The following is a 26,563-nucleotide window of genomic DNA, read 5'->3' on the forward strand; positions in this document are numbered from 1 at the left end:
CGCAGATGCTGACGCGCCATGACACCGTCAGGAGCCCTATTATGTCATCGATTCACGGCCATGAAGTATTACATATGATGATGGCTGCCAACAGATCCTTTACCACCGAGGCGCTGGTCGCCGCGATCGAAGAGCACTTCGGCGCCGACGCCCGCTTTCATACCTGTTCCGCCGCCGGCATGACGGCCGCGGCGCTGGTGCAATTTCTGGCTGACAAAGGCAAATTCATTCCGCAAGATAACGGCTTTACCACGCACGAGAGCAAAATCTGCCGTCATTGATGTCCTTCACATTACGCCCGTATCAGCAGGAAGCGGTTGACGCCACCCTCGCCCATTTCCGCCGGAGCCACAGCCCGGCGGTGATCGTCCTCCCCACCGGCGCAGGCAAAAGCCTGGTCATCGCCGAACTGGCGCGGCTGGCGCGAGGCCGCGTGCTGGTACTGGCGCACGTTAAAGAGCTGGTGGAACAGAACCACGCCAAATATCAGGCGCTCGGGCTGGATGCCGATATTTTCGCCGCCGGGCTGAAACAGCATCAGAGCCAAGGTAAAGTCGTTTTTGGCAGCGTGCAGTCCGTCGCCCGCCACCTCGACCGTTTCGACAGTGCTTTTTCCCTGCTGATCGTGGACGAGTGTCACCGCATCGGCGACGACGACAATAGCCAGTACCAGCAGATTATCAATCACTTGCGTAGCGTCAGCCCGCCACTACGCCTACTTGGCCTGACCGCCACCCCCTACCGGCTGGGAAAAGGCTGGATTTATCATTACCACTATCACGGCATGATCCGCGGCGACGAACAGTGTCTGTTTCAGGACTGCATCTACGAACTGCCGCTGCGTTACATGGTCAAGCACGGTTTTTTGGTGCCGCCGCAGCGTCTGGACATGCCGATCGTCCAGTACGATTTCAGCCGGTTAGCCGCCAACCACAGCGGGTTGTTCAACGAAGCGGATCTGAATCTTGAATTAAAACGCCAGCAGCGGGTAACGCCGACTATCGTCCGGCAGATTGTCGACTACGCCGCCGAACGACGCGGCGTGATGATCTTCGCCGCCACGGTGGAACACGCCCGCGAAGTGGCAAGCCTGCTGCCCGCAGGACAAGCGGCGCTGGTCAGCGGCGAAACGCCGGCCCAGGAACGAGATAACCTCATCGCCGCCTTCAAACAGCAGCAGTTGCGTTATCTGGTCAATGTCTCGGTGCTGACCACCGGTTTCGACGCCCCGCACGTAGACGTTATCGCTATCCTGCGGCCAACCGAGTCCGTCAGTCTTTATCAGCAGATCGTCGGCCGTGGACTGCGGCTGGCGCCTGGCAAGACCGACTGTCTGATTCTCGATTACGCCGGCAATCCGTTCGACCTGTACACGCCGGAAGTTGGCCAAAGTAAACCGCACAGCGACAGCCAGCCGGTGCAGATATTCTGCCCACAATGCGGTTTCGCCAATATGTTCTGGGGGAAAGCCACCGCCGACGGCGCCGTCATCGAGCATTACGGTCGCCGCTGCCAGGGCTGGCAGGAAGACGAACGGGGAGCGCGCCAACAGTGCGATTACCGTTTCCGTTTCAAAAGCTGCCCGCACTGCGGGGCGGAAAACGATATCGCTGCCCGCCGGTGTCATCAATGCGAAGCGCTGTTGGTGGATCCAGACGATATGCTGAAAGCGGCGCTAAAACTGAGGGACGCGCTGGTGCTGCGTTGCAGCGGCATGGCGTTGCAGGGCGGTAGCGACACCAAAGGCGAGTGGCTAAAAATCACTTACTACGATGAGGACGGCGCCGATGTCAGCGAACGTTTCCGATTACACTCCCCTGCGCAACGTGCGGCATTCCAGCATCGCTTCCTGCGTGTACATCTGCGGGCGCCGGGCATCCCGTTTGAATGGCGCAACGCGCAGGATCTGATCGACCGGCAGGATAATTTGCGTGCGCCGGATTTCGTGGTGGCGCGACGACAGGGCAAATTCTGGCAGATCAGGGAAAAGATTTTCGACTATCAGGGCCGCTATCGCCGCGCCCATGAACTGCGCAGCTAACATCGCCGTGGTTTCGTTTGCCCTACAGGCCATATTCCGCTAAAATTTCGCCCGCTTTTGTCCGGTCTGTCGTGCTAACGCCGCCAAACGGATACAAGCAAAGTATCCTGCCTGCCGCTGGGTCGCCTGCGGCAGGTTCACTTTATTCAAGTAGAGAAAGCAATGATTACTATCAACGCAGAAGTACGTAACGAGCAGGGTAAGAGTGCGAGCCGCCGCCTGCGCAACACCGGTAAATTCCCCGCTATCGTTTACGGTGGCAACGAAGCACCGGTTTCCATCGTGCTGGATCACGATATCGTTAAAAACCTGGAAGACCGCAACAGCGCCGCGCTGTTTGGCGAAATCGAACTGGTTATCGACGGTAAAGCCACCAAAGTAAAAATCCAGGCTGTACAGCGTCATGTGTTCAAGCCGAAACTGACTCACATCGACTTCGTGCGCGTGTAATCACGCAACGACTCATTCAATGAGCCAGCCAAAACGCCGCACTTGTTGCGGCGTTTTTGTTTTCGACTTTCCCCTGTGCTCTTTGCTCTCTGCTCTCGCCCAATAGAAAAAGCCACCGTCGTTACACGGTGGCCAGCGATCTACCATGACGTTTCCGATCCGCCTCAGGCGTGGCTGCCTTGCACCACCATCCCGGAATCCTCGTCCTGAGCGGTTTTCGGCGGCTGGATAAACAGGGTAATAATCAGCGACACCACAGACAACAGCGCGATGGCGATAAAGGTACTGTGGAATCCCCCCAATGACGCAGCGATAAAAGAACCGGCCAACGGCCCCAGACCAAACCCCTGATAGATCAAGCCGTAATTGTTACTGTGATGTTTGAGCCCGAAAAAGTCGGCCACAATCGCCGGATAGACGGTGATATTGCCGCCGAAACAAAAGGCGACCGCGCCGGTGCACAAAAAGAAGGTCATGGCGTTCAACGGCAGAAAAGCCATCACAGTCACCGCCAGCGTAGTGACCAGCAGCGTGAAATTCAGTACCCGCAAGCGGCCGACCTTATCAGACAAATACCCCAGAATCAGACGCCCCAGCGTATTACAAACAGCGATGGCGGATACGGCGCCGGCAGCGGTCATCACGTCCAGTCCCGCCATTTTCACGCCGATATCCTTGACGATACCGATCAGATACAGGCCGCTCATGCACGAGGTGAAGAACACCACGAACAGCAACCAGGCTTCTTTGCGCCGCAGCATGGCGCCGACGGTAAAGTTGACGTTGCCCGCCGATTGCGCGGTCAGCGCGGGTTGCACCGGCGCATCCTTCAGCAACTGCGCACCCAGACAAATCATCACCAGCGCCATCGCTCCCCACCAGAAAAAGGTCTGGGAGATGCCGACGTGGCTCAACAATGCGCTGTTGATGTATTTAAACAACAGGCTGCCGGTGCCGTAGGCGCCGACGGAGACCCCGGCGATCACCCCCTTACGCTCCGGAAACCATTTGATCAGATTAGACAGGCTGGTGATGTAGGCGGTGCCATCGGCGAAGCCGACCACTACCCCCACCAGCAGCCATAACAGCGACAATGATGACACCAATGACGTCGCCATCAGCGCCAGGCCCAGGACCAGGCCGGAAATCAGCACCAGACGGCGGATACCGATACGCTCCTGAATGCGCCCGGCGAACAGGGTGGCAAAGGCCAGAAAGAAGCTGGTCAGCGAGAAGGTGGTCGCGACGGAACTGAGAGGCCAGTTGAATTTATCCACCAACGGCTGGTTGTAGAGGCTCCAGGTGTAAATGGTACCCAGTCCCATTTGGGCCAGGACGGTACCTGCAATAATGATCGCGCGATTTGCCGGTTTGCTGTTCATTCCGGTCCCCTTGTGTTCTGGTGTTAATGTGAAGCAGGCGCTGCCTGCCGAATGACGCCAGTATAAAGAGGAGGAAAAACCCTGAATCCAATAAGGGCATGAACTGCGCCAGACAGGGAATGAAATGCCACAACAGCGGCATCAACTGCCCCCCAAAGGGGTTGACACTGCCGCCGCCACATTGTGAGACCGGTCACATTTTCTGATTACAACCGCATCAACTGACGGAATTCTTTCACCTTACTGCGACTGACCGGCACCTGAAAATCCAGATCGCTCAATGTGAGGATATAGGTATTGTTGAACCAGGGTTCTATTTCACGAATTTTGCTCAGGTTAACGCAATACGAGCGATGACACCGAAAGAAATGCGCCTCCGGCAACCGGCTGCAAAATTCGGTGATGTTCATCGACATCACGAACTCGTCGCGCCGGGTATAAACGAACGTCAGCTTCTCATGGGATTCCGCGTAATAAATATCGTGGATGTTAGTCACGATGATGCGCTTGTCCTTGACCAGATTGATGGTCATCGGCGTGGGGCGTGAGGCGCCGCTTGCCGTCGGCTGCACCTGCTGCTGGCGCCAGGCGGATTCCAGCTTCTGCAACATGCTGACAATCCGGCTTTCATGGTATGGCTTGAGGATATAGTCGAACGCCTCCAGCTCGAAGGCTTCCACTGCGTGGTTTTTATAGGCGGTGATGAACACAATCAGCGGCCGATGGGCGAACTGACTGATGTTTTTCGCCAGCAACACGCCATCCAGCGATGGGATGTTGATGTCGAGAAAAATCACATCCACCCGGTGATCCTGTAGATACTTGAGCACATCCAGCCCGTCGTCGAATACCGCGTCCACCTCAATCTGGCTATGTTGTTTAATCAACCAGCTTAATTCCTGCTGAGCCAGAAACTCATCTTCCACAATGATCGCTTTCATGCCTGAACTCCCGATACCGTCAGAAAAGCGACGCGACGGCATTTTCGGCCGACGCCGCGCTGTCTTTGGTAATAAAAAAGGCGATTTCCGTCCCCGGTTCCAGCCGACGAATTCGTAACCCATCGCCATACAGCAGCCGGATACGATGGTGCACGTTCAGCAGACCAATTTTGTTGCCCGGCATCTCGTTGCCCGCCACGCGGGCGATGACCTCATCGCTGATGCCGTTGCCGGTATCACGAACCGCCACACGGATGCGCTCGCCCTCATCGCGGATACTGAGCACCACCACGCCGTTGCCCTTACAGGGGCGGATACCGTGCACGATGGCATTCTCCACCAATGGCTGGATCAGCAAACTGGGAAGCCGGCAATCGACCTCTTCATCAATGTCGTAAATCACCGTCAGCTTATCGCCAAAGCGCGCCTGCTCGATGGCGATATAGTCCTTGACCTGATACAGCTCGCTTTTGATGTCGATCAGCGTGTCATCATCACGCTCCAGGTTGTAACGCAGGTAGCGCGATAAATTGATGATCAACTGGCGGGCGGTGTCCGGATTCAGCCGAATCGACGTAGAAATAGCGTTCAACGCATTAAACAGAAAGTGCGGGTTAATCTTGCTCTGCAAGGCGCGCAACTCCGCTCGGTTGGCCATCTCCCGCAGTTGTTCAGCGCGCGATACCTCAAGCTGGGTGGAAATGATTTGCGACAGGCCGATGGCCATTTCCTTCAACGACCAGGTTATACGGTGGGCACGGCGGTAATAAATTTTCAGCGTACCGGTAATCTCGCCCTTTTCCCGCAGCGGGATCACAATCATTGAGTGGATTTCTGGCGTGCGATAAGCTTCATCGTTGTTTTTTATGATGATTTTCCCACCTTTCAACGCCTGCTGTGTGGTCGGGCTGAGGTCGCGATCGCCGCCGTGATAATTTTCCTCCCCCACGCCGACATAGGCCAACACCTGGCTGGTATCGGTTATCGCGACGGCGTCCGCGTCGATGTCCCGGCAGATAATCTCACACACGTTGCGCAACGAACGACTGTTGACATGGCGAAACAGCGGCAACGTTTTATTGGCGATATCCAGCGCCAGTTTGGCCTGACGGGCGGCGATGGCCTCCTTTTCGCCCTCGACGCTGCGGATCAGCAACACAATCAGGCCGATGCTCACCGTGCCCAGAATCATCGGCATCGCGATCCGGCTGACGATATCCAGCCCCAGCGAAAACGGCCTGGCCCACAGCGCCACCAATAGCATGGTCAGCGACTCACACAGCATGCCGCCCACAATCCCGACCCACCAATGGCGCTCACGAGCAATGCGCAGATGTATCCAGGAAGAGATAAACCCAGCCACGATACTGGTGATCAGGCATGGCACAGAGGTAATGCCATGAATATCAATCAGATATCGATGCACACCCGCAATGACCCCGGTCGGAATACCGACCCACGGGCCAAACAGAATACCGCCGGACATCACCGCCACCACGCGCACATTCACCAGCGACCCTTCCACATTAATCCCGGACCAGGTACTGAACAGCGCAAACAGAGAGAAAATGGCCGTCACCACCGCCAAATCAAAACGAGAATGCTCATCCTGTTGCAGCAGTTGACGAAAATGGCGCGTGCGCGTCAGGAAAAATAGGCAGATCAACATCAGCGCCGCGCGGTCGTAGACCGCCAGCAGCATTTCAAAGTTGGAACGCACGGGAACTCTCACTCACCGAAAGGGCAGGCTTTCATCATAAAACAGCGTGTCGGCCCCGCCAAATACGGTTACTTATGGACGGAGGAAGCGGTACCGGCTCCCTCCGGGGAAGATCAGCGATTACCGCCGCCAAGACGGCGTTGCAGTTGATCGCGCAGGTTGGGCGGCGTGCCTTTGATGGTCAGGGTGTCCGTGGCCGGATCCCAAAAAATACGTTCGCCCAGCAGCAACGCATCGAAATTGATGCTGATGCCGCCGCCACTACCGGCAAATTTGGTCAATTGGCGCAGAGTGCCGCGATCCGCCGGAAAGCTTTCCGCCAGGTCATAGCCCTGCTCTGCGGTAAACGCTTCGAAACTTTTCTCGCCCAGCGGCGGCAACTCCTGCGACAGCGCGGCCAGTGCAATTTCTTCGCCGGCTTGCAGTTGCTCGTTGCAGTAGCTGTAAACTTGCTGGCGGTACTGCTGACGCTCGCTTTTATCCAGTTCCGCTTCGGCGCAGTATTCATCCACCGCTTTCAGCAATCCTTTATTCTGCGCTTTGGTATCCAACCCTTCGGCCGCGGCAAGGAAATCCATGAAGAAATCAGATACCTTGCGCCCGACGCGCCCCTTCAGGAAGGTGAGATAACGGGTAGACGACGGATTGGTTTCCCACTCCGTCAAATCAATGCGCGCGACAATGTCCGCATGGTGAATATCCAGATAATGCGTGCTGCTGATATCGAGCTGCTCATTAACTCGCATGCTGTTGCAGCTGTTCAGCACCGCCACCAGCAAGTACTCCACCGCCAGATAGCGGTATTGACAGAACAGCACCACGCCGCCTTCGGCGAATGGATACTTGGACAGCTCATCGCGCAGACGGCCGGTGGCGGCACGAGAAAACGCCAGAAAATCATCGTCCCCGCGGCGGCAGGCACGCAGGGCGTCCGCCAATTCGCTCTGTTCATTGAATAAGCCATAGGCCTTGTTCTTGGCGCTGTAAACGCGGTGCAGTTCCGCCATCATATCGCTGACGGCCTCGTTCACAGTCAGCAAAGAATCGCGCAGCACCAGTTCCAGCGTCTGTTCGTCGCGCTTAACCAGCTGATGCAGGGCAATCTGGTCGATATCCAGACTCATGGTACACTCTCCTTTTAGCAAGGAGCGTATTCAAACACCTCCTGCCATTAGCCGCAACGCCGTCATACGGACAAATGATAAAAGTGCGGAAAACCACATCCCTATACGGTAATATGTTGGCCTTTCATTATCTGAGAATGACGATTATATGCCGCAATCATCCCGCTACAGTGACGAACTGATTGAACAACTGCTACTAGACTTGGTCGGCGTACTGGAGACGCACCGCGCCCCAACTGATCTTGCGCTGATGGTACTGGGCAATATGGTCACCAACCTGATCAATACCAGTGTCGCTCCAGAGCAACGTGCGGCGCTGGCCCGTACTTTCGCGAGTGCGTTACAGGCGTCCGTCAGCACTGAAAAAACCCACTGATAGCGGTTTTCGGCATGGTAACCAACCGCCCGCGCTACCGAGAAAAAGTCTCCCAGATGATTGGCTGGGGGCACTGGTTCGCGCTGTTCAATATCCTGCTCGCATTGGCTCTCGGCAGTCGTTATCTGTGGGTAGCCGACTGGCCGGCATCACTGGCGGGCCGCGCCTATGCCTTAATTAGCTGGCTGGGGCACTTCAGCTTCATCGGTTTTTCCGCCTATCTGCTGATCATCTTCCCGTTGACCTTCATCGTCATGTCGCAGCGGTTGTTGCGTTTTTTGTCAGCCGCGCTTGCTACCGCCGGGCAGACGTTGCTGATTGTCGACGCCGCTGTGTTCAACCGCTTCCACCTGCATCTTAATCCTACTGTTTGGGAGCTGGTTACTAACCCAGAGCAGAGCGAAATGGTACGGGACTGGCAGTTGTTGTTTATCAGTGCGCCCATCATTTTCATGGCGCAGATGCTGTTCGGCACCTGGTCGTGGCAAAAACTGCGCAGCCTGAACCGCCGTAGTTTCGGCAAACCGCTGGCGGGCGTGTTCATCGTTGCTTTTTGCGCCTCACATCTGATGTATATCTGGGCCGATGCCAACTTCTATCGCCCAATCACCATGCAGCGCGCCAACCTGCCGCTTTCTTACCCGATGACGGCCCGGCGTTTTCTCGAGAAACACGGCCTGCTCAACGCGCAGGAATACGAACGGCGTCTGGCTCTCCAGGGCAACCCGGATGCGGTTTCCGTCGAGTACCCGCTGGGCGAGATTCGTTTTCGCGATACCGGCAGCGGTTACAACCTGCTGATGGTGGTGATGGATAGCACGCCTAATCTTGACACACCGCACACCATGCCGAATTTGGCCCGCTTCGGCGAAGGCAACGTGCGTTTCAGCAATCATTTCAGCGCAGGTACCCAGGCAGATGGCGGGTTGTTCAACCTGTTCTACGGTATTTCCACCACCTATATGGATGGAGTGTTGGCCAGCAGCAAGCCGTCCGCATTGATCGCCGCGCTGAACCGGCAGGGTTATCAGTTTGGCCTGTTCTCCGCCAGTGGCTTCAGCAGCCCGCTGTATCGACAGGCATTGCTATCCGATTTTTCACTACCGCCGGACGATCCACAAGGCAACAGCGCCATCACCACCCAATGGGTCAAATGGCTGGATGGCAACACCGACACCAAATCCCCGTGGTTCTCGTTTATAGAACTGAAGCACGATGATCGAAACGGCAATACCAGACCGTTATCGAACGCAGAGCAACAACGCCGTTATCAACAGGGCACCACCGACATCGACGTGCAACTGCAGCGCATCATCGACACGTTGCGCGATAAAGATCTGCTGAATAACACCGTCGTCGTGGTGACGGCCGAGCAAAGCGTCGAAGAACGACTAGGCGATAACGATCCAACGCCGATGAGCCGTGAACATCGTCAGGTACCGCTGGTCATCCACTGGCCGGAAACGCCGGCGCAGACTATCGGCAAAATGACCGACCCTAAAGATGTTATGGCTACGCTGATGCAACGCTTGCTGCATGTGAAGAATCCTACAGACGATTATTCTCAAGGAGAGGATCTCTTCGGCGCTGAACGACGCTCGAATTGGCTGACTAACGGCACGAACGGTAATCTCACCATTATCACGCCGCAGCAAATTATCCTGTTGAATAATAACGGCAGTTATCGTGCTTACGATGCGCAAGGGCAAGAACTGAAAGATGAAAAACCACAGCTTGGATTGTTATTGCAGGTCTTAACGAGCGAACGGCGATTTATTGCTAACTAACTGCCTAAATCTAAAGCAGTCATTCAGTATGGCTATTGCAATCACAACAGGAAACGGTAGTATAGCGGCCCATAGCATCGGCACGTAGCGCAGCCTGGTAGCGCACCGTCATGGGGTGTCGGGGGTCGGAGGTTCAAATCCTCTCGTGCCGACCAAATACAACTTCCGTAAGTACCGGTTACTGACGGAAACCCCACAGAAACCCGCATCCTCTCTGAGTTTGCGGGTTTTTTGTTGCCTGTTATCTGCCGGGATACCCCGTTTACAGCCTGAAACTTTGGGACTACATTTGGGACTCACTTGGCATAGTCCCAAAAGTAACAATCATGGCAATGCAGGCAAAGCCCCTCACCAACACGGAAGTTAAAGCGGTGAAATGGCTTCCACGACGTGCTGAAAAACGTAAGGGTCGGAAAGGAGCCCAAACTTTTCATCATCCGGGTAAGTCACCGCCACATGGTAGTTTTCTCCAGCAAATGCCTTTACCGACTGCAAATCCTGCCAGTACGTTGCCAAAAAGAAATGTGCCCACTCCCCCTGAATTTTCCTACGCACGAGCGCGCCCCGATTCCCCGGAATGCTCTTTGAATGCTCCACCCCCGTCCTCTCCAGGTGTTTCGCAAACCCCTCCGAATGCTCAAGTGGAACACAACCGTGCCAAGTTCTTACAATCATTAGTTTTTCCTTTTTTGTGGTAAACACATAACCATACCACTGGATAGCGCCTCATCGGTTGATTTCCGAAGAGCACGCTCCGGCAGTTCGGCATATCTCTATTGTGACGGCACAGGCAGTGTTACCCCTATGTCGTGCAGCGTCTCGCGCTATACCGATCGTTTACCGCCTGCATTCAGAAAGTAAACGCTCTGCGCTGTAGTCATCGGCTAATCTATTGGCGGTTTTCAGTTCGAGTGGTTGATTGTCGCGCCAGGTAAATGGCGAATCAGGCACTGGCTAACCAACGTCACTCCTGGCGTAATAAAAACCCCGCCACGCTCATTTTTCGGACGATGTTTCCTTTTAAACATACCGATGGGCATACCCATAAAATTATTTAAAATTAATACGTTAAATATCAATCAATGAAATAATTCAATGCCTTTCGTGCGCTTTTTTCGCCCACATCGTCAATAATCACAACGATATGGCAGAAAAGGAACCCGTATGTTTCCCAACGAATGGTTATGGCGCAATAAACTGATCGCTCTGTTGGTTTTGGTGATTGTCATTGAGCTGGTGCTGTTTCTGGTTCCGTGGGAGCGCTTTGAATAACCCGGCAGTTCACCCGTTATTCCCGCTATTGCGGGACGAAGAAATCGTTCAGCGCAGCCAACTCCCGACGTAAGATAGAGCGCACTGTGCCGATGCGCGCACCCCGTGACGAAGCCGGCTGAACCCGACCGCGCTGCGGCCCGCGAAAGACACAGCCAATTGCCGGCCCGGTGGTTTCTGCATCCCCGTCTGGCGGGCGCCACGTCGATTATTCATCAACACCGCATCATCATGAGGATGTCATGAACAGGCTACAAAAACCCCTGCTGGCTCTAACCCTGTCGCTACTGTCACTGACGGCGGTTGCAGTGGACGGCTATAAAGATATGAAATTCGGTTCATCGTACAGCACCATTAAACAGCAGGCGGATTGTTCACTGAGCGGGCCGGAAACCGTCGACGGCATGTCGGTCTACAGCTGCAAAAATTTTGTTTTCGGCAGCAAAAAAACGCTGGCGATGTTCGGCTTCAACAACGATAAGTTCGTCCGCCTGGCCATCTCCGTCACCATGGACGACTTGCCCGGTGTGGTTGAAGGACTGAAAAGTAAATACGGCATGACGACGCCGTTATCATCCGCCGACATCAACACCTTCATGAATACGCCGAACAGCCGCGTCGTTGCCCGATTCGATAAAAACCACATCACGCTGGTCTTCGATAACGATGCCAACAGCCAAAAAACCATCTTTCTGGTGTATACCGCGGATAACTACAGCTCCGCAGGGGCTGGCAGCTCAACCAGCTCCAGCGTCTCCAAAAACGATCTCTAATCCAGGCTCTGTCTGTTACCAGGCCGCCACACGCCGGTCAGCCGCCGGCGTGATACCATCCCCACAGTTTCACCAGCAGCAACGCCGCCACGCACCAACATGCTACCGCCAGCAACAACGCCTGAGGCAGACGCAGTACACCGCTGAGAAAATAGAGCGAAATCATGTAAATCAGATAAGGGATCACCGCCCAGATGCCAAACAGAATCGTGGTGCGCAGCGCGTCCGTTCCCCGTTCAGCACCGACGATGTAATGTGCTATCAGTGCAAACGTCGGGAACAGCGGCACCAGCCCGGCAATATAATAATTACGGGTTTTGGCCAGCACCCCAATCAACACCACCACGACCGCCCCTAACACTGCCTTAATCAATAACGCCATATCATCCTTCCGTTATCTCTTGTTCCGGCCCGGCGACACTGCCGTTCAGCCATACCACCGCGCAACAACTTCGCCACAACGCACAGCCGCCTGGCGCCGTATCCACACTCGTCGGTATCTTACCCCGGTGAGTCATTGACAGCCCGGACTTTGCATTTTTTTCACCATAGCACGCAGGCCAGGCAAGGCCGATGCCGCGCGCCAACAACCGCAGATGAAACAGGGTATCGAATATCAAAACCGGCAGGTGCCTATAGCGAGAGGGTAAACATGATTGAGCAGGGCAAGCGCACAGAAACCTTCGGTTCCCCTGCACCTACCCTGCTCGTTTCAGGACATAAACAGGTATTACGGTTGGGGCAATCACCCCATAAATTTACCCGTGACGATGTTCATCAATGGGTATGGTCGAACGTCTGAGACGTGGCCTTGCCGCGATTCTCTATGGCGATCTTTTTCGGCTTTTCGCTTTCCGGAATTTCCTGCAACAGATTGACCGTCAACAGGCCGTTTTCCAGATGCGCGCTTTCAACTTTCATATGCTCCGGCAGCGTGTAGCTGACGCTGAAGTCGGTATGGTTGATGCCGCGATACAGCCATCCTTCCTTCTCTTCTTTCTTCACGTCATCCTTGCGTTTACCGCTGATGGTCAACTGACCGCCGGCGGCGCTGATTTCCAGATCCTCCTCCCGCCAGCCCGGTACGCTGAGTGTAATGCCATAATGGCTGGCATCTATCTGGCGGATGTCATAACCGGGAGAGGTGGCTAACGGCGTATCCCCCGTCAATTGGCTGAACAGCCGGTCGATACGGTTGAAACGGTCGGAAAACAGGGAATCCGCGAAAGCGGGGAATAAAGACACAGGTTTGAATGCCATGGTTAACCTCCTGAGTATCCTAAAGTCGTTCCCGACAAAGGCCAGAACACGACCTGACGCACATTCAAAAAGTACAAACCGCAAGGCAGCAACATTGTCTTGCATTCATAATCCCATATAGATCCAACGCCGTTTTTTTCAAGTCCATTACCCCAAAAAACATGCCGTCAGGCTAAATGGTTGCCCGTTCACGATCGGTGACGACGGCCCCCTTTAGGGCAGGCTCCTGAAGACGCCCTCCTGCCTATTCGCTGCGAAACCGGCCAACATAACACCGCTTCAAACCGCCTGCCGATGCAGAGCGCCGTACAACAACAATGCGATAAGGAAAGTCAGCGGCGCGGATAACGACTGCATAAGCGGCGTGCCGTGCATCAGGATAATGCCGACCACCACACTGAAAAACCAGGCGCTCAACCCCACCAGATTGAAGGTGGCCGGCGTCTCCGGGCTCGACTGCGGCCGCGCGAGAAAAATATGCGCCAGCGCCACGCCGACCCACGCCACCACAAACACCCCCTGATAGGCCAGCGCCTGCAAAATATAGGCAAAGACATCCGCCAGCATCAGCACATACACGGCAGCTCCCGCAACGCAGGCCCAGACGATTTTGTGGTAACGCAACCGGAACAGGCGATCGAAAAACACCTGCATATTCATGGTGGCGAGGTAGTAATTAGCGGTGTTGATGCGCGTCTGCGTGACCCACACGAACAGCAATCCCCAAAATCCCAACAGATTGAGAATATTGACCACCACCGCCGTTTCGCTCACCCCATTCTGCTGAGCGAAGCTACTCACCAGATAGATGCCGGCAATGCCGTTCAGCAGAAAAGTGATCACATAAAACGGCATGCCGAAGTTGACGCGGGCATGGTAATCGCTGTCTTCGTGGCGGCCGAAACGCGCATAGTCGAAGGTGTACATCATCAAAATCCACACCCCCATGTAATACGTAAAGCAGTTCCACCAGCCGTACTGGGGCGGCTCGGCCGGGCCGAAGGAGAGCCACTGCGGCTGATAGCCGTAATGGCCGATGGACACCGCCACCGTCACGCCCAACCCCAGCAAATAGAACGGCAGCAGTACGCCGTTGAACTTGTCCAGCCAGTGCTGCACGCTGCCGAAAATCAGCGGCACGCTGTAAAGCACCACCACCAGCGCCGCCCAGTGATAGGGCAACTGCGGAAACAGATGATTAATGGCAAAGGCGATGACTGAACCTTCAAACACCGCGTAGTAAATCGCGGTGGAAAAGAAAATCAGCGTCGCCAACGCCGAACCGACGCGGCCGAACAACTGGCCGGAAAACGCCGCTACCGACAGGCCGCTGCGGATGGCGAAGCGGCTGATCACCGCGTTGATCACCCCATAGCACACCACCGACAACGCCATACCGATGATGGCGTTGCGCGCGCCGTAATTCAGCGCCAGCGACGCGCCCACCACAATATAGAAAATGGCACTGCATACTGCCCACCATGCCATCGTTAGGGAGAGTTTCCCCATCCGCTCCGCAACCGTCACGGTTTCAGCGGGCGTATTCACGGCCCCTTGAACCTGAGATAAGTCAGTCATCGCACAACCTCCAGATACCGATATCAACGAGTAAAGGCCGAACGATCCCGCCATGCTGAACTCATCAGCACGGTAGGCGATGACGTCCGGGGTGTCAGACGGTTATCCGCCACGGCGCCTGGTGTTGGCTGCTATGCCGTGGCGAAAACCGGATCAGTGAGTCAACAAATGCGCCAGTCGCGCCAGCCGGCGCTGATAATGCTGGCGCGCCGCCAGCGCCTGCTCCATTGTCACCGAGACAAAACGCACCCGATGATGGGGTTGCAGTTGCCCGACAATGTCCAGATCGACGCTGATCACCGTCCCCAGCGTCATATACCCGCCGCCGGAGACCGCATCCCGCAACAAAATGATCGGCTCCAGCCCGCCCGGCACCTGCACCGACCCGATGGGATAACAGGCATCGACGATATTCGACGGGTCGGAACCGGCGCCAAACGGCGGCGTGCGTGGTTCGAACGCCAACGGCGCGCCGCCCTTGAGGCGATAACCGATACGGTCTGCTTCGGTGCCGACCGTCCACTCATCGGCAAAAAAGCGCTCGACCGCCGACGGCGTCAGCCGATGGATATACAGACCGGGCACCATGCGCAGCGTCACCGACTTCTCCAGCACCGGTAGGCAATCCGCCGGCACCGTGGTTCCCGCTCTCGACCGGCCAGCCGCAGCGCCTAGCGGCAGCACATCATTGGCCGCCAGCCGCCGTCCCTGATGACCGCCCAGCGCGCCCAAGGTATAGGTGGAACGGCTGCCCAACACATCCGGCACTGTAATGCCGCCTGCCACCGCCAGATAAGCCCGGCAGCCCGCCGATGCGGGCCCGAAACGCAACACCTGGCCGGCACGCACGGGAAAGGCGGTATCCAGCGGCATATCCATACCGTCCAGCACCGGTTTCATGCGCGCGCCGCTAACCGCGACGGTTGCCTCGCCGGCGAACTGTAGCTCCGGCCCCAGCAGCGTCATTTCCAGCACCGCCGCATCCGCCGCGTTGCCCACCAGCAGATTGGCGAGCCGCAGCGAATATTGATCCAGCCCGCCGGACGGCGGAATGCCCAGATGGTAGAACCCTTCACGGCCGCCGTCCTGCACCGATGTCGCCAACCCCGGCTTGATGACATTAATCTGCATACAGCACCCCCTGAAGGTAGTGTTTGTAACCGGCGGGATCGGCGAGAAACGCATCCAGCTCAAACGTCACCGGTCGGATGCGCAGGCTGAACACCCCCGCGTCCACCGCGCTAACATCCTGCTGGTAACGCGCCAGATCGATCGGCGTGAACTGTACGATGTCGCCGGCGCGGAAAAACACCATCGACGGTTGCAGATAGTCGAGACGTTGCGCCGGGTCGTAGATCGGCGCAGGCGTCACGCCGAACAGCTGATACCCTCCCGCACCGCGCACCGAGTAAATACACCCGAAACAGCCGCCGTGCCCCAGCGCCAGTTTGGGCGTATCGGTACGCGGGCGCAGGTACTTCGGCACCTGAATTTGCTGCGGACGATCCACCATCTGGTACATGAACGGCAGCCCGGCGACGAACCCAACCATCGAGACAAACCACGGCGTACCGCTGTGCGCCTCGATAAAAGCCGCCACATCCTGATAACCGTTGATACGGGCGGCGTACTCCAAATCCGTGGCGTCCGGCACCTGATGCCGGTCGCGAAACCGCATCAAGGTGTCGTGCGTCCAAGGGTCGTTGTACAGCACCGGAATTTCGATGATGCGCGTCTCCAGCCGCGTCATATGCTGCGCCTGACGCTCCCGCAGTTTCACCTTTTCCAGCAGCGCCGACGGCGCTACCACGTCCGGATTGAAGCGAATCTGAAACGACGCATTCGCCAGACAAATATCCAGCACGCCGGGGATCGCCTGCTGTTCCAGCGCCCGCGTCATCGCCAGCCCGCGGAAAAACGCGGACAACGACATGGCTTCGTCGATCTCGGCGAACAGATGCTCATCACCGCCGAAGGTATAACGGATCTCGCGCACATCCATCTCAGCGCCCTCCCCGGCAAACCTGAACGGGCGGGTTATCGTCGGCCAGCAACCACTGTTCCAGCGAGGTAGTGTCGAACCGGCCGGCGCGCAGGCGCGAGTCCGCCAATAACCATTGATGCAACGACTGAGTGGTGGTGACGCCGCTAATCCGGAGTTGTCGCAGCGCCTGCTCGGCACGGTTGAGCGTCTGCGGGCGATCCTCACCGTAGACCACCAGTTTGGCCAGCAGCGAATCGTAATACGGTGGCACCTTGTAGCCGTTAAACAGATGGCTGTCGATACGGATCCCGTCGCCCTGCGGCCAGACAATCTTCTCCACTACGCCGGGGCAGGGAAAGAAGTTGCGCGCCGGATCTTCGGCGTTGATGCGCATTTCGCAGGCGCAGCCCGACAACACAATATCCTGCTGACGTAAACCGAGCGGTTCACCGCCGGCAATACGCAGCATCCACTGCACCAGATCGATGCCAGTGACCATTTCCGTCACCGGGTGCTCCACCTGAATACGGGTGTTCATCTCGATGAAATAGAAGGCGTCGCGCTCGACGTCATACAGATACTCCAGCGTACCGGCGCTGCGGTAGCGCAACTGCCGCGCCAGTTGCAACGCGCTCAGGCACAGCGCCTCGCGCCGCGCCGTGTTCAGCGCGGCGGACGGCGCTTCCTCGAACACTTTCTGTCGACGACGCTGCAACGAGCACTCGCGCTCGTACAGGTGTACCGCATGTTCGCCGTCCCCCAGGATCTGTACCTCGATATGACGGGCATGCTGAATAAACCGTTCCAGATACACTTCGCCACTGCCAAATGCCGCCCGGGCTTCACTCTGGGCGATCGGGAACTCCCGCGCCAGCTCTTCGGCGTTGCGCACCACCCGGATACCTCGACCACCGCCGCCCGCCGCCGCCTTGACCAACAGCGGATAGCCGATCTCCTGCGCGCAGCGCTGCGCGTCCTCCAGCGAGTGCAACGCATCGGAACCGGGCACCACCGGCACCCCCGCCGCCTGCGCAGTGCGGCGCGCCATCGCTTTATCCCCCATCAGGCGGATCGTCTCCGCCGTCGGGCCGACGAAAATCAGACCGGCCTGCTCCACCGCCCCGGCGAAGGCGGCGTTTTCGGCAAGAAAACCATACCCCGGATGAATGGCGTCGACGCCGTGCGCCTGTGCCGCCCGCAGCAATGCATCCTGATTCAGATAGCTCTGGTCAGCCCGTGCCGGCCCTAACAGACAGACTTCATCCGCCAGACGCGCCGGCAGCGCATCGGCATCCGCCTCGCTGCATGCCGCCACGGTGGTAATGCCCAGACTGCGGGCGGCATGAATGATACGAACGGCGATCTCGCCCCGGTTGGCAATAAGCAGTTTTTTGATCGGCTGATGCATCTCCGCCTCCTTTTTTCTTTACCTGACGCCGCAGGCGAAAACAGTTATCTATCGGTTTTTATGATGGCTATTACCTGGCCCGGTTCGAGCGCATCGCCGTTATTTACGCAGAAAGAAATCAATTCACCGTCCTGCTCAGCATAAACTTCACTAAACTGTTTCATCACTTCAATCAGCCCAATAACGGTATTGGCACTGACCGGCTGATTCTCCTGAATAAATAACGGCGCATCCGGTGCGGGTTGACGATAAAAAATACCCGGCAAAGGAGAGCAGACTTCATAATTTTTCATTACCACAACCCCTTATAATTATTTATTAATAACCGATTCAGATAAATAACGCCGCAAAGGAGAACAGACTTGGATATTGGCCTCAGCCAACGCTTCCCGAGTCTGTTTGATTAATGCCAATGCACCCGGCGTATCGCTATGAATACAAATCGAGTCGAACTCAATATTAATCTCCATCCCCTCGACGGTGGTGACTTTCCCCTCGCGGCAGGCACGCACCACCCGGGCGGCGACATGCTGCGGATCCAGCGCTTCACCCCGGCGGGTAAACACGATAGAGCCGCTGACGTCATATTCCCTGTCGCCATAAAATTCACAAATAACAGGGTGTTGTAGAGCAACCGCTTCCTGCCAGACCATCGAACCGTGCATGCAGTACAGACGTAAGGCTGGGTCGAGACGGTGTAACGTCTCAACAAACAACCGCGCCGCATCCCGATCGCGGGCCAGATGCATATACAGCGCGCCATGCGGTTTGACATGCTGCAACGGCAATACCGACAGGCGCGCAAATTCCCGCAATGCACCGATCTGATAAATAATGTCATTCACTATTTCATGCGGTTGTACATTAATATGACGCCGACCAAAACCGATAAGATCCCGGAACCCCGGATGTGCACCAACGGCAACCTGATGATATTTCGCCAATTCAAGGGTGGTACGCATAATATTGGGATCACCGGCATGAAAACCGGTGGCAATATTTGCCGAGCTGATGTAATTCATTATTTCTTTATCAACATCATCACCTATTTTCCACGGCCCAACGTTTTCGCCCATATCGGAATTCAGATCGATCTCATATTTCATAATTATTTCTTATTTGTGACGTACATGTTTAAAAATAATATAGGGTCACTTTTTTCCATTCGGAAAGACGTATTTTTCGATGACTGACTATCTGAAAAACAGAACGCTTGTTGCGGAGAACCTCATGATTACGCTGCGTCAGATTCGCTACTTTGTCGCCACCGCCGAGATGGGTCAGATCTCTCAGGCCGCCATTCAACTCAACATTTCGCAATCCGCGGTCACTACCGCGATTCAGGAGTTGGAGGGCATGCTGGGCAAAGCGTTGTTCCAGCGTTCAGTGCACGGCATGACGCTGACGGAAAATGGGAACTACTTTCTCAACCACGCCTACGCCATCCTGCGCAGCGTCGACGACGCCACCAACATTCCGCTCACCGACGACCGGATGAAAGGGTCGCTGAATATGGCCGCCAGCTATACCGTGATGGGTTACTTTCTGCCCTTCCATCTGCAACGCCTGTCCTATGGTTTTCCGCATCTCACCCTCAATCTGAATGAACGGGAACGCAGCGATATAGAACGGGGGTTGCTCGACCGCTCGCTGGATCTGTCGCTGGTGCTGACCGCCAACCTGACTCACCCCGCCATCACCGCCGAGACGTTGTTCAACTCAGAGCGCCGCCTGTGGCTACCCAGCCGCCATCCGTTGTGCGACCAACCGGAGGTCAGCCTGGCGGATGTGGCGAACGAACCCTTTATCATGCTGACCGTCGATGAAGCGGATCACAGCGCCATGCGCTATTGGGAACAGAGCGGGCACCGCCCGAAAGTGATGCTGCGCACCAGCTCCGTGGAGGCGGTACGCAGCATGGTGGCGAATGGGCTGGGCGTGGCGATCCTGTCGGATCTGGTGTACCGCCCCTGGTCGCTGGAGGGACGGCGGATTGAAACCCGCTCGCTGACGGATCGGGTACACCCGATGAGCGTCGGGCTGGCCTGGTATCGCGACGCCGACTTCACGCCGGCGATGCAGGCCATCAGGGAGTATTTCCGTAATGTCTTTTTGACGCCGCAGCTGGCGTCGACGCGGCGTTAAGCTGGACGCGGCGTGAAACGCAGCGCCATCAGCATCAGGCCAATAACGCCCGCCCCCATGATCACCCAAGCACTCTCCAGGCCGTGGGTATGCTGGCGGATAAACCCGGCCAGCAACGGCATCAGGCTGGCGATAAGATAGCCCCCGCCTTGCACGAAGCCCATCATCGATCCGGCCTGTTGCGCGTTTTCCACATGGTCCAGCGCAATAATTAACGACAGTGGAAACAACGCGCCGATCCCCAGCCCCAACGCCAGCATGATGGGGATCACCAGCGCCTGCGGCGCCAGCAGCAGCCCAATCAACCCCAGCAGCAACAGCGCCAGCACCGGCAACAGCAGATAACGCCGGTCAGGAAAACGGTTGATCAGCGCGGAAACCAGTAAACCAGCCATCACTTCCGTTAGCGTCAGCCCGCCCAGCAGCAACCCGCTACGCGCCGGGCTCACCCCCAGTTGTACGTAGTAAGGCGGCAACCAGGCCAGCACCAACGTATAGGCAGCGGTGCCTACGCCGAAGAAAACCATCAGCGCCCAGCTGCGGCTGAGGGGCGCTTCGACGTTCCGCATCCTGCGTTCTTCCGGCTGGAACGAAACGGTGATCAACCAAGCTATCACCGCCACCGTCGCCAGCACACTCCAGGAGGACAACGCGCCGTCCCAGCCAATACGTGCCGCCATCGGCGAAGCAGTGGCGGCCGCTATCGCCGCACCGCCCATGATGCCGGTGGTATACAACCCCATCAACCGACTGCTCTGCGTACTGAAGCAATGGCGGATGAAAGAGGGCACCAGCGCCTGGATCAACGCAATCCCCATACCCGCCAGCGCCGCCGTAAACAGCAGCCCCGCCGCATCGTTCAGCCAGGCGCGCAGCAGGCAGGCCACCGCAATCCCGATAATGCCGAAGCCGATGCCGCGGTGCTCGCCCAGCCACGACTGCAACCAGCCGCCGGCCAGCGCGCAAAGCCCCATCGCGAAAACCGGCAGGGTAGTCAGCAGACCGGCTTCGGCATCGCTCATCCCCGTCGCCGACTGAATCTGACTCAGTAGCGGCCCGATCCCCGCCAGCACCGGACGAAGGTTCAATCCCAGCAAAATAACGGTCAAAACAGCGAAAAATGATGATCCTGAACGGGCGGTGGTCGTCATAACATTTCCTTATTGGCATGGCAGCTTATTACGCTCTAGAATATCTTTACACAAAGTATCTTAACGTCAAGATAAATAACGCTCATGAAAACTCGCGCTGATACCGCCTATGAACAATGGCGATGTGAACGACCGGATATCGACCCGTTTCCAATGCGGGTCACGGGCAGACTCTTCGAAGCTGCGCTACGTCTGGAACGGGATAACCTCAACCCGCTGTTTGCCCAGTACGAGCTGCGCCCCGGTGAATTTGACGTGCTGGCGACATTGCGCCGCGCCGGCGCGCCCTATGCGCTGACGCCGACACAGTTGTACGAAGCATTGTTGATCTCATCCGGCGGCATGACCAACCGTCTCGACCGCCTGGAACAGGCAAAACTGGTAGAACGACGCCGTAATCCGCAGGATCGACGCGGCACGCTGGTGGTGCTGACCGACAAAGGATTTGATGTTATGGAGGTGCTGTTGGAACGGCATGTGGAGAATGAACGACAGTTGCTGTCGTCGCTGAGCGAAGAAGAGCAGCGACTGCTGGATGGACTGCTCGCCAAACTGCTCGCGGGTTTACCCACGGCATAAGACGCATTGGCCACGTTTTTCAACGGTATCCACGCCAGCCGGTGGCGAGCAGGCATCTGGGCGCACCCCATAAAAAAATCCGCTCCGAAGAGCGGATTTTTCAGGACACGCAAGCGGATTAGAAACGATAGCCTACGCCGACGTTCCAGCTGCCTACGTCAACGCTACGGATGCGGCTCTGTTCGTAACCAACATCAAACGCAACGTCTTTAACCGGATTGAACTGCAGACCGGCGCCGTATACAAAACCGGCATCGCTATTGCTGTGATTAGCATCGCCGCTGGTTTCATTGTTGGTGAACTTGGCGGCACTCACGCCAACCACGCCATAGATGCTGGCCCAATCAGCAAAGCGGTAGGTCGGGCCTGCGCTGAAGCCGTAATACTGCGCTTTGTGATAAACATCGTCAGACGTGTTGCTATCTTGCAGATACGTGAAAGAACCGATAACGCCCAGTTGGCTGTCATCGAATTCATAACGGTATTTCAGGTTGAAACCCGGCAGTTTATTCATAACGCCCTGGGCATCGCCCTGAGCATAACCCAAAGACACGGTACTTTGACCGGCCATTGCACTACCAGCACTTACGGCTAACACACAAGCCAAAGCGGAAAGACACGCGATTTTTTTCATAATATGCCTCGAATCTATCTTACGAAAGAATAATTAAGCGGCCTAAATATAACAAAAAATTAGGGTGGATGCTGCCTGGTTATTATCTTTCAATTAAGTAAAACATGTAACATTACATTTCAAAATATAGATAACTCATTGAATTACATGCTGTTATAAAAACAGAAAAAATACGAAAATATTAATTACGCGCTCCTCTGAATACAGAGTTTTCTTAATTTTCTGATTACTTTTCAGTCTGAAATTATATTCTGGGAAAAGCACTTATTCCTAGCGTAAATTAAAGTCAATAAGAGTAAACTAGCTGCGGATAATTTAATCATTTATTGCCTGAGTTTTTTCCTCAATTAATTACCTCATTTAAGGCCCGTTATGACCTTATATTCTTCGACCAAAACATCCGTCCTGATCCCGGTGTTGATGATCGTGATCGCCATGATTTCGCTACAGGTTGGCGCCGCATTGGCCAAAACCCTGTTTCCGATGATCGGCGCATCCGGGATGACCGCATTACGCCTGGCAATCGGCACGCTGATCCTGCTGGTGATCTTTAAGCCCTGGCGCATGCATCTGGGATCTGATCGCTGGCCGCTGATTGTCTACGGCATCACACTGGGAGGGATGAATTACCTGTTCTATCTGGCGTTGCGAACCGTGCCGCTGGGTGTGGCCGTTGCACTGGAATTCACCGGCCCGCTGGCCGTGGCGGTGCTGTCATCGCGCCGCTTGCTGGATTTTCTCTGGATAGCGCTGGCCGCCAGCGGTTTATGGCTGCTATTGCCGCTGGGCGGCGGTGCCGGCGATCTCGACCCGCTGGGTATGCTTTTCGCCATCGGCGCCGGCGCCTGCTGGGCCGGATACATTCTGTTCGGCAAGAAAGCGGGAGCCAGCCACGGCGCAGGTACCGTCGCGATGGGGTCGTTGATCGCCGCGCTGATTTATTGCCCGATCGGCGCGTTTTTCTCCAGCAGCGCCCTCTTCTCTTCGGCGGTGCTGCCCGTCGGCATAGGTGTTGCTTTGCTGTCTACCGCGTTGCCCTACTCGCTGGAGATGCTGGCGCTCACCCGTCTGCCCGCCCGGACTTTCAGCACGCTGATGAGCCTGGAACCCGCTATCGCTGCGGTTTCCGGCATCCTGTTTTTGAATGAACACCTCAGCATCGCCCAATGGCTGGCATTGGTATTTATCATTACAGCGTCTCTCGGCACGACGCTCAGCGCCAGAAAGTCAGCGGCGTGATAGCGGCACGCCGTGAGGTTACACTCACTCATTCACGAATTTTGTGCATAATTATGCATACTGATGCCTTGTTGTGCACAAGATGGACAAAAAATTAGCGTTTGCCAGCAATATTGCCCATCAATGGCAATCAACGGTTGTTTCCCCATCACAATTCAGTTATTCATAGCAGCGCGTTTCATAAGTGTTTCAGATGACAAACAGGACGCGCCAACACAACAAGCGGGATACTCATCGCATTTTTGGCAACGGTACCCCTTATTTTCCCTGCACCGACTCACTGCATACGGCCGTCGTACCACAACTGACGCACCGCCTGGATATGCGTATCCGGCGTATCGCACGAATGACGGCCGGTATCGTTACCCACGCCGGTGAAAACAGTGGACACATAACCAACAACGAGGAAGGACGCTTTGATGAAATCATTATTTAAAGCATCTGTCGCCGCACTTGCGCTGGCGTTCAGCATTTCCAGCCACGCGGCGGAAAAACCACTTCTTGTCGCAACAGACACCGCCTTTGTGCCGTTTGAATTCAAACAGGGTGATAAATACGTCGGTTTCGATATCGATCTGTGGGATGCGATCGCCAAACAGTTGAACCTCACCTACACCCTGAAACCGATGGATTTCAGCGGCATTATCCCGGCGTTGCAGACGCGCAACGTGGATCTGGCGCTGGCGGGTATTACCATCACGGAAGAGCGTAAGCGCGCAATCGACTTCTCTGAGGGGTATTACAACAGCGGCCTGCTGGTGATGGTACGCAGCGAAAATCAGGAGATTAAAAGCGAAGCGGATTTGGCGGGCAAAGTGGTGGCCGTGAAGAGCGGTACCGGTTCTGTCGACTACGCTAAGGCCAACATCAAGACGAAAGAGCTGCGTCAGTTCCCGAACATCGACAACGCCTACCTGGAGCTGGGTACTCACCGCGCCGACGCGGTGCTGCACGACACCCCGAACATCCTGTACTTCATCAAGACGGCGGGCAACGGTAAGTTCAAAGCCGTTGGCGACTCCATCAAAGCACAGCAGTACGGCATCGCCTTCCCGAAAGGCAGCGATGACCTGCGTGAAAAAGTCAACGGCGCGCTGAAAACCCTACGCAACAACGGCACCTACACTGAGATTTACAAAAAATGGTTCGGCACCGAACCGAAATAACACATTAAACCGCTGCCGCGGCGTCGCTGGATAACCCATGCGACGCCGCGTTGTTTGTGGCGTTATTCATTGCTGGAGAATGTTCATGCAGTTTGACTGGAGTGTCATTTGGCCGTCTATCCCCCAGTTGCTGGAAGGGGCCCAAATGACTCTGCTGATTTCCGTGCTGGGTTTGCTGGGCGGCCTGGTCATCGGCGTCGTTGCCGGGTTCGCCCGCGTCTATGGCGGTTGGCTATCGAATCGCATCGCGTTGGTGTTTATCGAAATCATCCGCGGTACCCCGATGGTGATACAGATCATGTACATCTATTTCGCCATCCCCATGGTGTTGACATCGGTTCGTATCGACCCTGTCACCGCCGCCATCATCACCATCATGATTAACTCAGGTGCCTATATTGCCGAGATTACACGCGGGGCGGTGATGTCGATCCATAAAGGCTTTACCGAAGCCGGCCTGGCATTGGGGTTATCACACCGCGCCACACTGCGTCATGTCATTACGCCGTTGGCCCTGCGCCGGATGCTGCCGCCGCTCGGCAACCAGTGGATCATCAGTATCAAGGACACGTCGCTGTGTATCGTCATCGGCGTATCCGAGCTGACTCGTCAGGCACAGGAAATCATTGCAGGCAATTTCCGCGCGTTGGAAATACTGACCGCTACGGCGATTATTTATCTGGTAATCACCCTCATTCTTACCATCGGCATGCGTTGGCTGGAAAGAAAGCTTAAGATTATATGATTGAATTTAAAAACGTTTCTAAACACTATGGCCCAACCAAGGTGCTGCACGATATCAATCTGAAGATTGAGCAGGGCGAAGTCGTGGTGATCATCGGGCCTTCCGGCTCCGGGAAATCTACGCTGTTGCGCTGCATCAACAAGTTGGAAGAGATCTCCAGCGGCGAATTGGTGGTCGACGGCTTGACCGTCAACGATCCCAAGGTGGATGAGCGCCTGATTCGTCAGGAAGCCGGGATGGTATTCCAGCAGTTTTACCTGTTCCCGCACCTCACCGCACTGGAAAACGTGGCTTTCGGGCCGATCCGCGTGCGTGGCGCCAGCAAGGCTGATGCCGAGAAACTGGCGCGTGAACTGCTGGGCAAGGTAGGGCTGGCGGAACGGGCGCACCACTACCCATCCGAACTGTCAGGCGGTCAGCAGCAGCGTGTCGCTATCGCCCGTGCGCTGGCGGTCAAACCCAAGATGATGCTGTTTGATGAGCCCACGTCAGCGCTGGATCCTGAACTGCGGCACGAAGTGCTGACGGTGATGAAGGATTTGGCGGATGAAGGGATGACCATGGTTATCGTGACCCACGAAGTGGGCTTTGCCCAGAAAGTGGCATCGCGTTTGATCTTCATCGACAAGGGGCGTATCGCCGAAGACGGCGACCCGGATGCGTTGATCACCAATCCCCCCAGTGATCGCCTGCGGGAATTTCTGCAACACGTCGCCTAGGCATCACGCCAGCCCGGCGTGCGGCATACTCAAGCGCGTTCTCAACAGGGAAAGGCTTGTCCTCATGTCGCACGTCGTTTTTGCATCAC

Annotated in this window: 28 protein-coding genes and 1 tRNA gene; 14 read left to right on the plus strand and 15 right to left on the minus strand. The window is 56.0% G+C overall.

The genetic code is table 11. The features are described 5' to 3' along the window. The first annotated feature begins 41 nt into the window (after nt 1-41). From HEP82_RS12740 to rplY, 3 genes are all read left to right on the plus strand, one after another. The gene (locus HEP82_RS12740; protein ID WP_192458426.1) at nt 42-281 is read left to right on the plus strand and encodes a YecH family metal-binding protein; all 240 of its coding nucleotides are present in this window, start codon (nt 42-44) and stop codon (nt 279-281) included. Continuing rightward, a complete protein-coding gene (locus HEP82_RS12745) occupies nt 281-2,041 on the plus strand; it encodes a DEAD/DEAH box helicase (protein WP_192458427.1) in 1,761 nt (586 codons plus the stop codon). The genes HEP82_RS12740 and HEP82_RS12745 overlap by 1 nt, the downstream gene beginning before the upstream one ends. Before the next feature lie 162 nt (nt 2,042-2,203). After that, a complete protein-coding gene (gene rplY / locus HEP82_RS12750; RefSeq protein ID WP_192458428.1) occupies nt 2,204-2,491 on the plus strand; it encodes a 50S ribosomal protein L25 in 288 nt (95 codons plus the stop codon). Between the two features lie 164 nt (nt 2,492-2,655). Here rplY and HEP82_RS12755 read toward each other — a convergent pair whose 3' ends face one another. From HEP82_RS12755 to yejK, 4 genes are all read right to left on the minus strand, one after another. Beyond that, nucleotides 2,656-3,873 (minus strand): L-lactate MFS transporter, encoded by a 1,218-nt coding sequence (locus HEP82_RS12755; RefSeq protein ID WP_192458429.1) that lies wholly within the window; start codon nt 3,871-3,873, stop codon nt 2,656-2,658. Nucleotides 3,874-4,079: 206 nt separating this feature from the next. Next, complete coding sequence (locus tag HEP82_RS12760) at nt 4,080-4,814, minus strand: LytR/AlgR family response regulator transcription factor (RefSeq protein ID WP_192458430.1); 735 nt, start codon at nt 4,812-4,814, stop codon at nt 4,080-4,082. A gap of 19 nt (nt 4,815-4,833) precedes the next feature. Then, a complete protein-coding gene (locus HEP82_RS12765) occupies nt 4,834-6,516 on the minus strand; it encodes a sensor histidine kinase (protein ID WP_225622463.1) in 1,683 nt (560 codons plus the stop codon). 131 nt (nt 6,517-6,647) lie between these two features. Then, on the minus strand, nt 6,648-7,658 hold the full coding sequence (gene yejK / locus HEP82_RS12770) for a nucleoid-associated protein YejK (RefSeq protein ID WP_192458432.1): 1,011 nt from the start codon (nt 7,656-7,658) through the stop codon (nt 6,648-6,650). Between the two features lie 148 nt (nt 7,659-7,806). On the opposite strand from yejK, the gene HEP82_RS12775 reads away from it, so the two are divergent. The 3 genes from HEP82_RS12775 to HEP82_RS12785 all read left to right on the plus strand — a co-directional run bounded on the left by HEP82_RS12775 (nt 7,807) and on the right by HEP82_RS12785 (nt 9,976). After that, nucleotides 7,807-8,034, plus strand: coding sequence for a YejL family protein (locus HEP82_RS12775; protein ID WP_015854050.1), 228 nt, complete (start codon nt 7,807-7,809; stop codon nt 8,032-8,034). Between the two features lie 14 nt (nt 8,035-8,048). Beyond that, nucleotides 8,049-9,821: an LPS biosynthesis-modulating metalloenzyme YejM gene (yejM, locus tag HEP82_RS12780; protein ID WP_192458433.1), complete on the plus strand. Its 1,773-nt coding sequence runs from the start codon at nt 8,049-8,051 to the stop codon at nt 9,819-9,821. Nucleotides 9,822-9,899: 78 nt separating this feature from the next. Continuing rightward, nucleotides 9,900-9,976 (plus strand) — tRNA-Pro (locus tag HEP82_RS12785). A 208-nt stretch (nt 9,977-10,184) separates the two neighbouring features. Here the strand turns inward: HEP82_RS12785 and HEP82_RS12790 are convergent. Then, nucleotides 10,185-10,496 carry a hypothetical protein gene (locus HEP82_RS12790; RefSeq protein WP_192458434.1) on the minus strand — a complete coding sequence of 104 codons (312 nt, stop codon included), beginning with the start codon at nt 10,494-10,496 and terminating at the stop codon, nt 10,185-10,187. Nucleotides 10,497-11,335: 839 nt separating this feature from the next. Between HEP82_RS12790 and HEP82_RS12795 the strand changes: the two genes are divergently transcribed. After that, entirely contained in the window at nt 11,336-11,866 is a 531-nt protein-coding gene (locus HEP82_RS12795) for a hypothetical protein (protein ID WP_192458435.1), read from the plus strand. A 37-nt stretch (nt 11,867-11,903) separates the two neighbouring features. Here the strand turns inward: HEP82_RS12795 and HEP82_RS12800 are convergent, their stop codons facing one another. From HEP82_RS12800 to HEP82_RS12835, 8 genes are all read right to left on the minus strand, one after another. Continuing rightward, a complete protein-coding gene (locus tag HEP82_RS12800; protein WP_015854067.1) occupies nt 11,904-12,248 on the minus strand; it encodes a GlpM family protein in 345 nt (114 codons plus the stop codon). 395 nt (nt 12,249-12,643) lie between these two features. After that, nucleotides 12,644-13,126, minus strand: a complete 483-nt coding sequence (locus HEP82_RS12805) for an Hsp20 family protein (RefSeq protein ID WP_192458436.1) — start codon at nt 13,124-13,126, stop codon at nt 12,644-12,646. A gap of 279 nt (nt 13,127-13,405) precedes the next feature. Further along, nucleotides 13,406-14,704 carry a purine-cytosine permease family protein gene (locus HEP82_RS12810; protein WP_192458437.1) on the minus strand — a complete coding sequence of 433 codons (1,299 nt, stop codon included), beginning with the start codon at nt 14,702-14,704 and terminating at the stop codon, nt 13,406-13,408. Nucleotides 14,705-14,857: 153 nt separating this feature from the next. Next, on the minus strand, nt 14,858-15,835 hold the full coding sequence (locus HEP82_RS12815; protein WP_192458438.1) for a 5-oxoprolinase subunit C family protein: 978 nt from the start codon (nt 15,833-15,835) through the stop codon (nt 14,858-14,860). Beyond that, on the minus strand, nt 15,825-16,706 hold the full coding sequence (locus tag HEP82_RS12820; RefSeq protein WP_192458439.1) for a 5-oxoprolinase subunit B family protein: 882 nt from the start codon (nt 16,704-16,706) through the stop codon (nt 15,825-15,827). Before HEP82_RS12820 ends, HEP82_RS12815 begins: the two co-directional genes overlap by 11 nt. 1 nt (nt 16,707) lies before the next feature. Continuing rightward, on the minus strand, nt 16,708-18,096 hold the full coding sequence (locus tag HEP82_RS12825; RefSeq protein ID WP_192458440.1) for an acetyl-CoA carboxylase biotin carboxylase subunit: 1,389 nt from the start codon (nt 18,094-18,096) through the stop codon (nt 16,708-16,710). Nucleotides 18,097-18,140: 44 nt separating this feature from the next. Beyond that, nucleotides 18,141-18,389 (minus strand): acetyl-CoA carboxylase, encoded by a 249-nt coding sequence (locus tag HEP82_RS12830; protein WP_015854073.1) that lies wholly within the window; start codon nt 18,387-18,389, stop codon nt 18,141-18,143. Between the two features lie 18 nt (nt 18,390-18,407). Further along, complete coding sequence (locus HEP82_RS12835; protein WP_192458441.1) at nt 18,408-19,202, minus strand: 5-oxoprolinase subunit PxpA; 795 nt, start codon at nt 19,200-19,202, stop codon at nt 18,408-18,410. Between the two features lie 124 nt (nt 19,203-19,326). Here HEP82_RS12835 and HEP82_RS12840 point away from each other — a divergent pair, with 124 nt between their 5' ends. After that, complete coding sequence (locus tag HEP82_RS12840; RefSeq protein WP_015854075.1) at nt 19,327-20,241, plus strand: LysR family transcriptional regulator; 915 nt, start codon at nt 19,327-19,329, stop codon at nt 20,239-20,241. Here the strand turns inward: HEP82_RS12840 and HEP82_RS12845 are convergent. After that, on the minus strand, nt 20,238-21,392 hold the full coding sequence (locus HEP82_RS12845) for an MFS transporter (protein ID WP_192458442.1): 1,155 nt from the start codon (nt 21,390-21,392) through the stop codon (nt 20,238-20,240). The two genes, HEP82_RS12840 and HEP82_RS12845, sit on opposite strands and share 4 nt — an antisense overlap. A gap of 84 nt (nt 21,393-21,476) precedes the next feature. On the opposite strand from HEP82_RS12845, the gene HEP82_RS12850 reads away from it, so the two are divergent. Continuing rightward, entirely contained in the window at nt 21,477-21,971 is a 495-nt protein-coding gene (locus tag HEP82_RS12850; RefSeq protein ID WP_192458443.1) for a MarR family winged helix-turn-helix transcriptional regulator, read from the plus strand. Nucleotides 21,972-22,089: 118 nt separating this feature from the next. Here HEP82_RS12850 and ompX read toward each other — a convergent pair whose 3' ends face one another. Next, a complete protein-coding gene (gene ompX / locus HEP82_RS12855) occupies nt 22,090-22,605 on the minus strand; it encodes an outer membrane protein OmpX (RefSeq protein WP_015854078.1) in 516 nt (171 codons plus the stop codon). Nucleotides 22,606-22,977: 372 nt separating this feature from the next. Here ompX and rhtA point away from each other — a divergent pair, with 372 nt between their 5' ends. From rhtA to glnQ, 5 genes are all read left to right on the plus strand, one after another. Beyond that, nucleotides 22,978-23,844 (plus strand): threonine/homoserine exporter RhtA, encoded by an 867-nt coding sequence (gene rhtA, locus HEP82_RS12860; RefSeq protein WP_192458444.1) that lies wholly within the window; start codon nt 22,978-22,980, stop codon nt 23,842-23,844. 193 nt (nt 23,845-24,037) lie between these two features. Further along, nucleotides 24,038-24,280, plus strand: a complete 243-nt coding sequence (locus HEP82_RS12865) for a hypothetical protein (protein WP_192458445.1) — start codon at nt 24,038-24,040, stop codon at nt 24,278-24,280. After that, a complete protein-coding gene (gene glnH / locus HEP82_RS12870) occupies nt 24,264-25,010 on the plus strand; it encodes a glutamine ABC transporter substrate-binding protein GlnH (RefSeq protein ID WP_192458446.1) in 747 nt (248 codons plus the stop codon). The genes HEP82_RS12865 and glnH overlap by 17 nt, the downstream gene beginning before the upstream one ends. A gap of 85 nt (nt 25,011-25,095) precedes the next feature. Beyond that, the gene (gene glnP, locus HEP82_RS12875; protein ID WP_015854081.1) at nt 25,096-25,755 is read left to right on the plus strand and encodes a glutamine ABC transporter permease GlnP; all 660 of its coding nucleotides are present in this window, start codon (nt 25,096-25,098) and stop codon (nt 25,753-25,755) included. Further along, a complete protein-coding gene (gene glnQ / locus HEP82_RS12880) occupies nt 25,752-26,474 on the plus strand; it encodes a glutamine ABC transporter ATP-binding protein GlnQ (RefSeq protein WP_015854082.1) in 723 nt (240 codons plus the stop codon). Before glnP ends, glnQ begins: the two co-directional genes overlap by 4 nt. The last annotated feature ends 89 nt before the right edge of the window (nt 26,475-26,563 follow it).

Source organism: Musicola keenii (assembly GCF_014855505.1).
GTDB classification, from domain to species: domain Bacteria; phylum Pseudomonadota; class Gammaproteobacteria; order Enterobacterales; family Enterobacteriaceae; genus Musicola; species Musicola paradisiaca.

Coding starts and splice junctions, on each gene's coding strand:
- HEP82_RS12820 (WP_192458439.1), bottom strand. CDS start 16,706: ATGGATGTGCGCGAGATCCGTTATACCTTCGGCGGTGATGAGCATCTG.
- HEP82_RS12765 (WP_225622463.1), bottom strand. CDS start 6,516: ATGCTGCTGGCGGTCTACGACCGCGCGGCGCTGATGTTGATCTGCCTA.
- yejK (WP_192458432.1), bottom strand. CDS start 7,658: ATGAGTCTGGATATCGACCAGATTGCCCTGCATCAGCTGGTTAAGCGC.
- HEP82_RS12795 (WP_192458435.1), top strand. CDS start 11,336: ATGAACAGGCTACAAAAACCCCTGCTGGCTCTAACCCTGTCGCTACTG.
- HEP82_RS12755 (WP_192458429.1), bottom strand. CDS start 3,873: ATGAACAGCAAACCGGCAAATCGCGCGATCATTATTGCAGGTACCGTC.
- glnH (WP_192458446.1), top strand. CDS start 24,264: ATGAAATCATTATTTAAAGCATCTGTCGCCGCACTTGCGCTGGCGTTC.
- glnQ (WP_015854082.1), top strand. CDS start 25,752: ATGATTGAATTTAAAAACGTTTCTAAACACTATGGCCCAACCAAGGTG.
- rhtA (WP_192458444.1), top strand. CDS start 22,978: ATGACCTTATATTCTTCGACCAAAACATCCGTCCTGATCCCGGTGTTG.
- HEP82_RS12835 (WP_192458441.1), bottom strand. CDS start 19,202: ATGAAATATGAGATCGATCTGAATTCCGATATGGGCGAAAACGTTGGG.
- HEP82_RS12745 (WP_192458427.1), top strand. CDS start 281: ATGTCCTTCACATTACGCCCGTATCAGCAGGAAGCGGTTGACGCCACC.
- HEP82_RS12805 (WP_192458436.1), bottom strand. CDS start 13,126: ATGGCATTCAAACCTGTGTCTTTATTCCCCGCTTTCGCGGATTCCCTG.
- HEP82_RS12775 (WP_015854050.1), top strand. CDS start 7,807: ATGCCGCAATCATCCCGCTACAGTGACGAACTGATTGAACAACTGCTA.
- HEP82_RS12850 (WP_192458443.1), top strand. CDS start 21,477: ATGAAAACTCGCGCTGATACCGCCTATGAACAATGGCGATGTGAACGA.
- HEP82_RS12790 (WP_192458434.1), bottom strand. CDS start 10,496: ATGATTGTAAGAACTTGGCACGGTTGTGTTCCACTTGAGCATTCGGAG.
- HEP82_RS12800 (WP_015854067.1), bottom strand. CDS start 12,248: ATGGCGTTATTGATTAAGGCAGTGTTAGGGGCGGTCGTGGTGGTGTTG.
- rplY (WP_192458428.1), top strand. CDS start 2,204: ATGATTACTATCAACGCAGAAGTACGTAACGAGCAGGGTAAGAGTGCG.
- HEP82_RS12830 (WP_015854073.1), bottom strand. CDS start 18,389: ATGAAAAATTATGAAGTCTGCTCTCCTTTGCCGGGTATTTTTTATCGT.
- yejM (WP_192458433.1), top strand. CDS start 8,049: ATGGTAACCAACCGCCCGCGCTACCGAGAAAAAGTCTCCCAGATGATT.
- HEP82_RS12865 (WP_192458445.1), top strand. CDS start 24,038: ATGACAAACAGGACGCGCCAACACAACAAGCGGGATACTCATCGCATT.
- HEP82_RS12845 (WP_192458442.1), bottom strand. CDS start 21,392: ATGACGACCACCGCCCGTTCAGGATCATCATTTTTCGCTGTTTTGACC.
- glnP (WP_015854081.1), top strand. CDS start 25,096: ATGCAGTTTGACTGGAGTGTCATTTGGCCGTCTATCCCCCAGTTGCTG.
- HEP82_RS12825 (WP_192458440.1), bottom strand. CDS start 18,096: ATGCATCAGCCGATCAAAAAACTGCTTATTGCCAACCGGGGCGAGATC.
- HEP82_RS12760 (WP_192458430.1), bottom strand. CDS start 4,814: ATGAAAGCGATCATTGTGGAAGATGAGTTTCTGGCTCAGCAGGAATTA.
- HEP82_RS12810 (WP_192458437.1), bottom strand. CDS start 14,704: ATGACTGACTTATCTCAGGTTCAAGGGGCCGTGAATACGCCCGCTGAA.
- HEP82_RS12740 (WP_192458426.1), top strand. CDS start 42: ATGTCATCGATTCACGGCCATGAAGTATTACATATGATGATGGCTGCC.
- HEP82_RS12815 (WP_192458438.1), bottom strand. CDS start 15,835: ATGCAGATTAATGTCATCAAGCCGGGGTTGGCGACATCGGTGCAGGAC.
- HEP82_RS12840 (WP_015854075.1), top strand. CDS start 19,327: ATGATTACGCTGCGTCAGATTCGCTACTTTGTCGCCACCGCCGAGATG.
- ompX (WP_015854078.1), bottom strand. CDS start 22,605: ATGAAAAAAATCGCGTGTCTTTCCGCTTTGGCTTGTGTGTTAGCCGTA.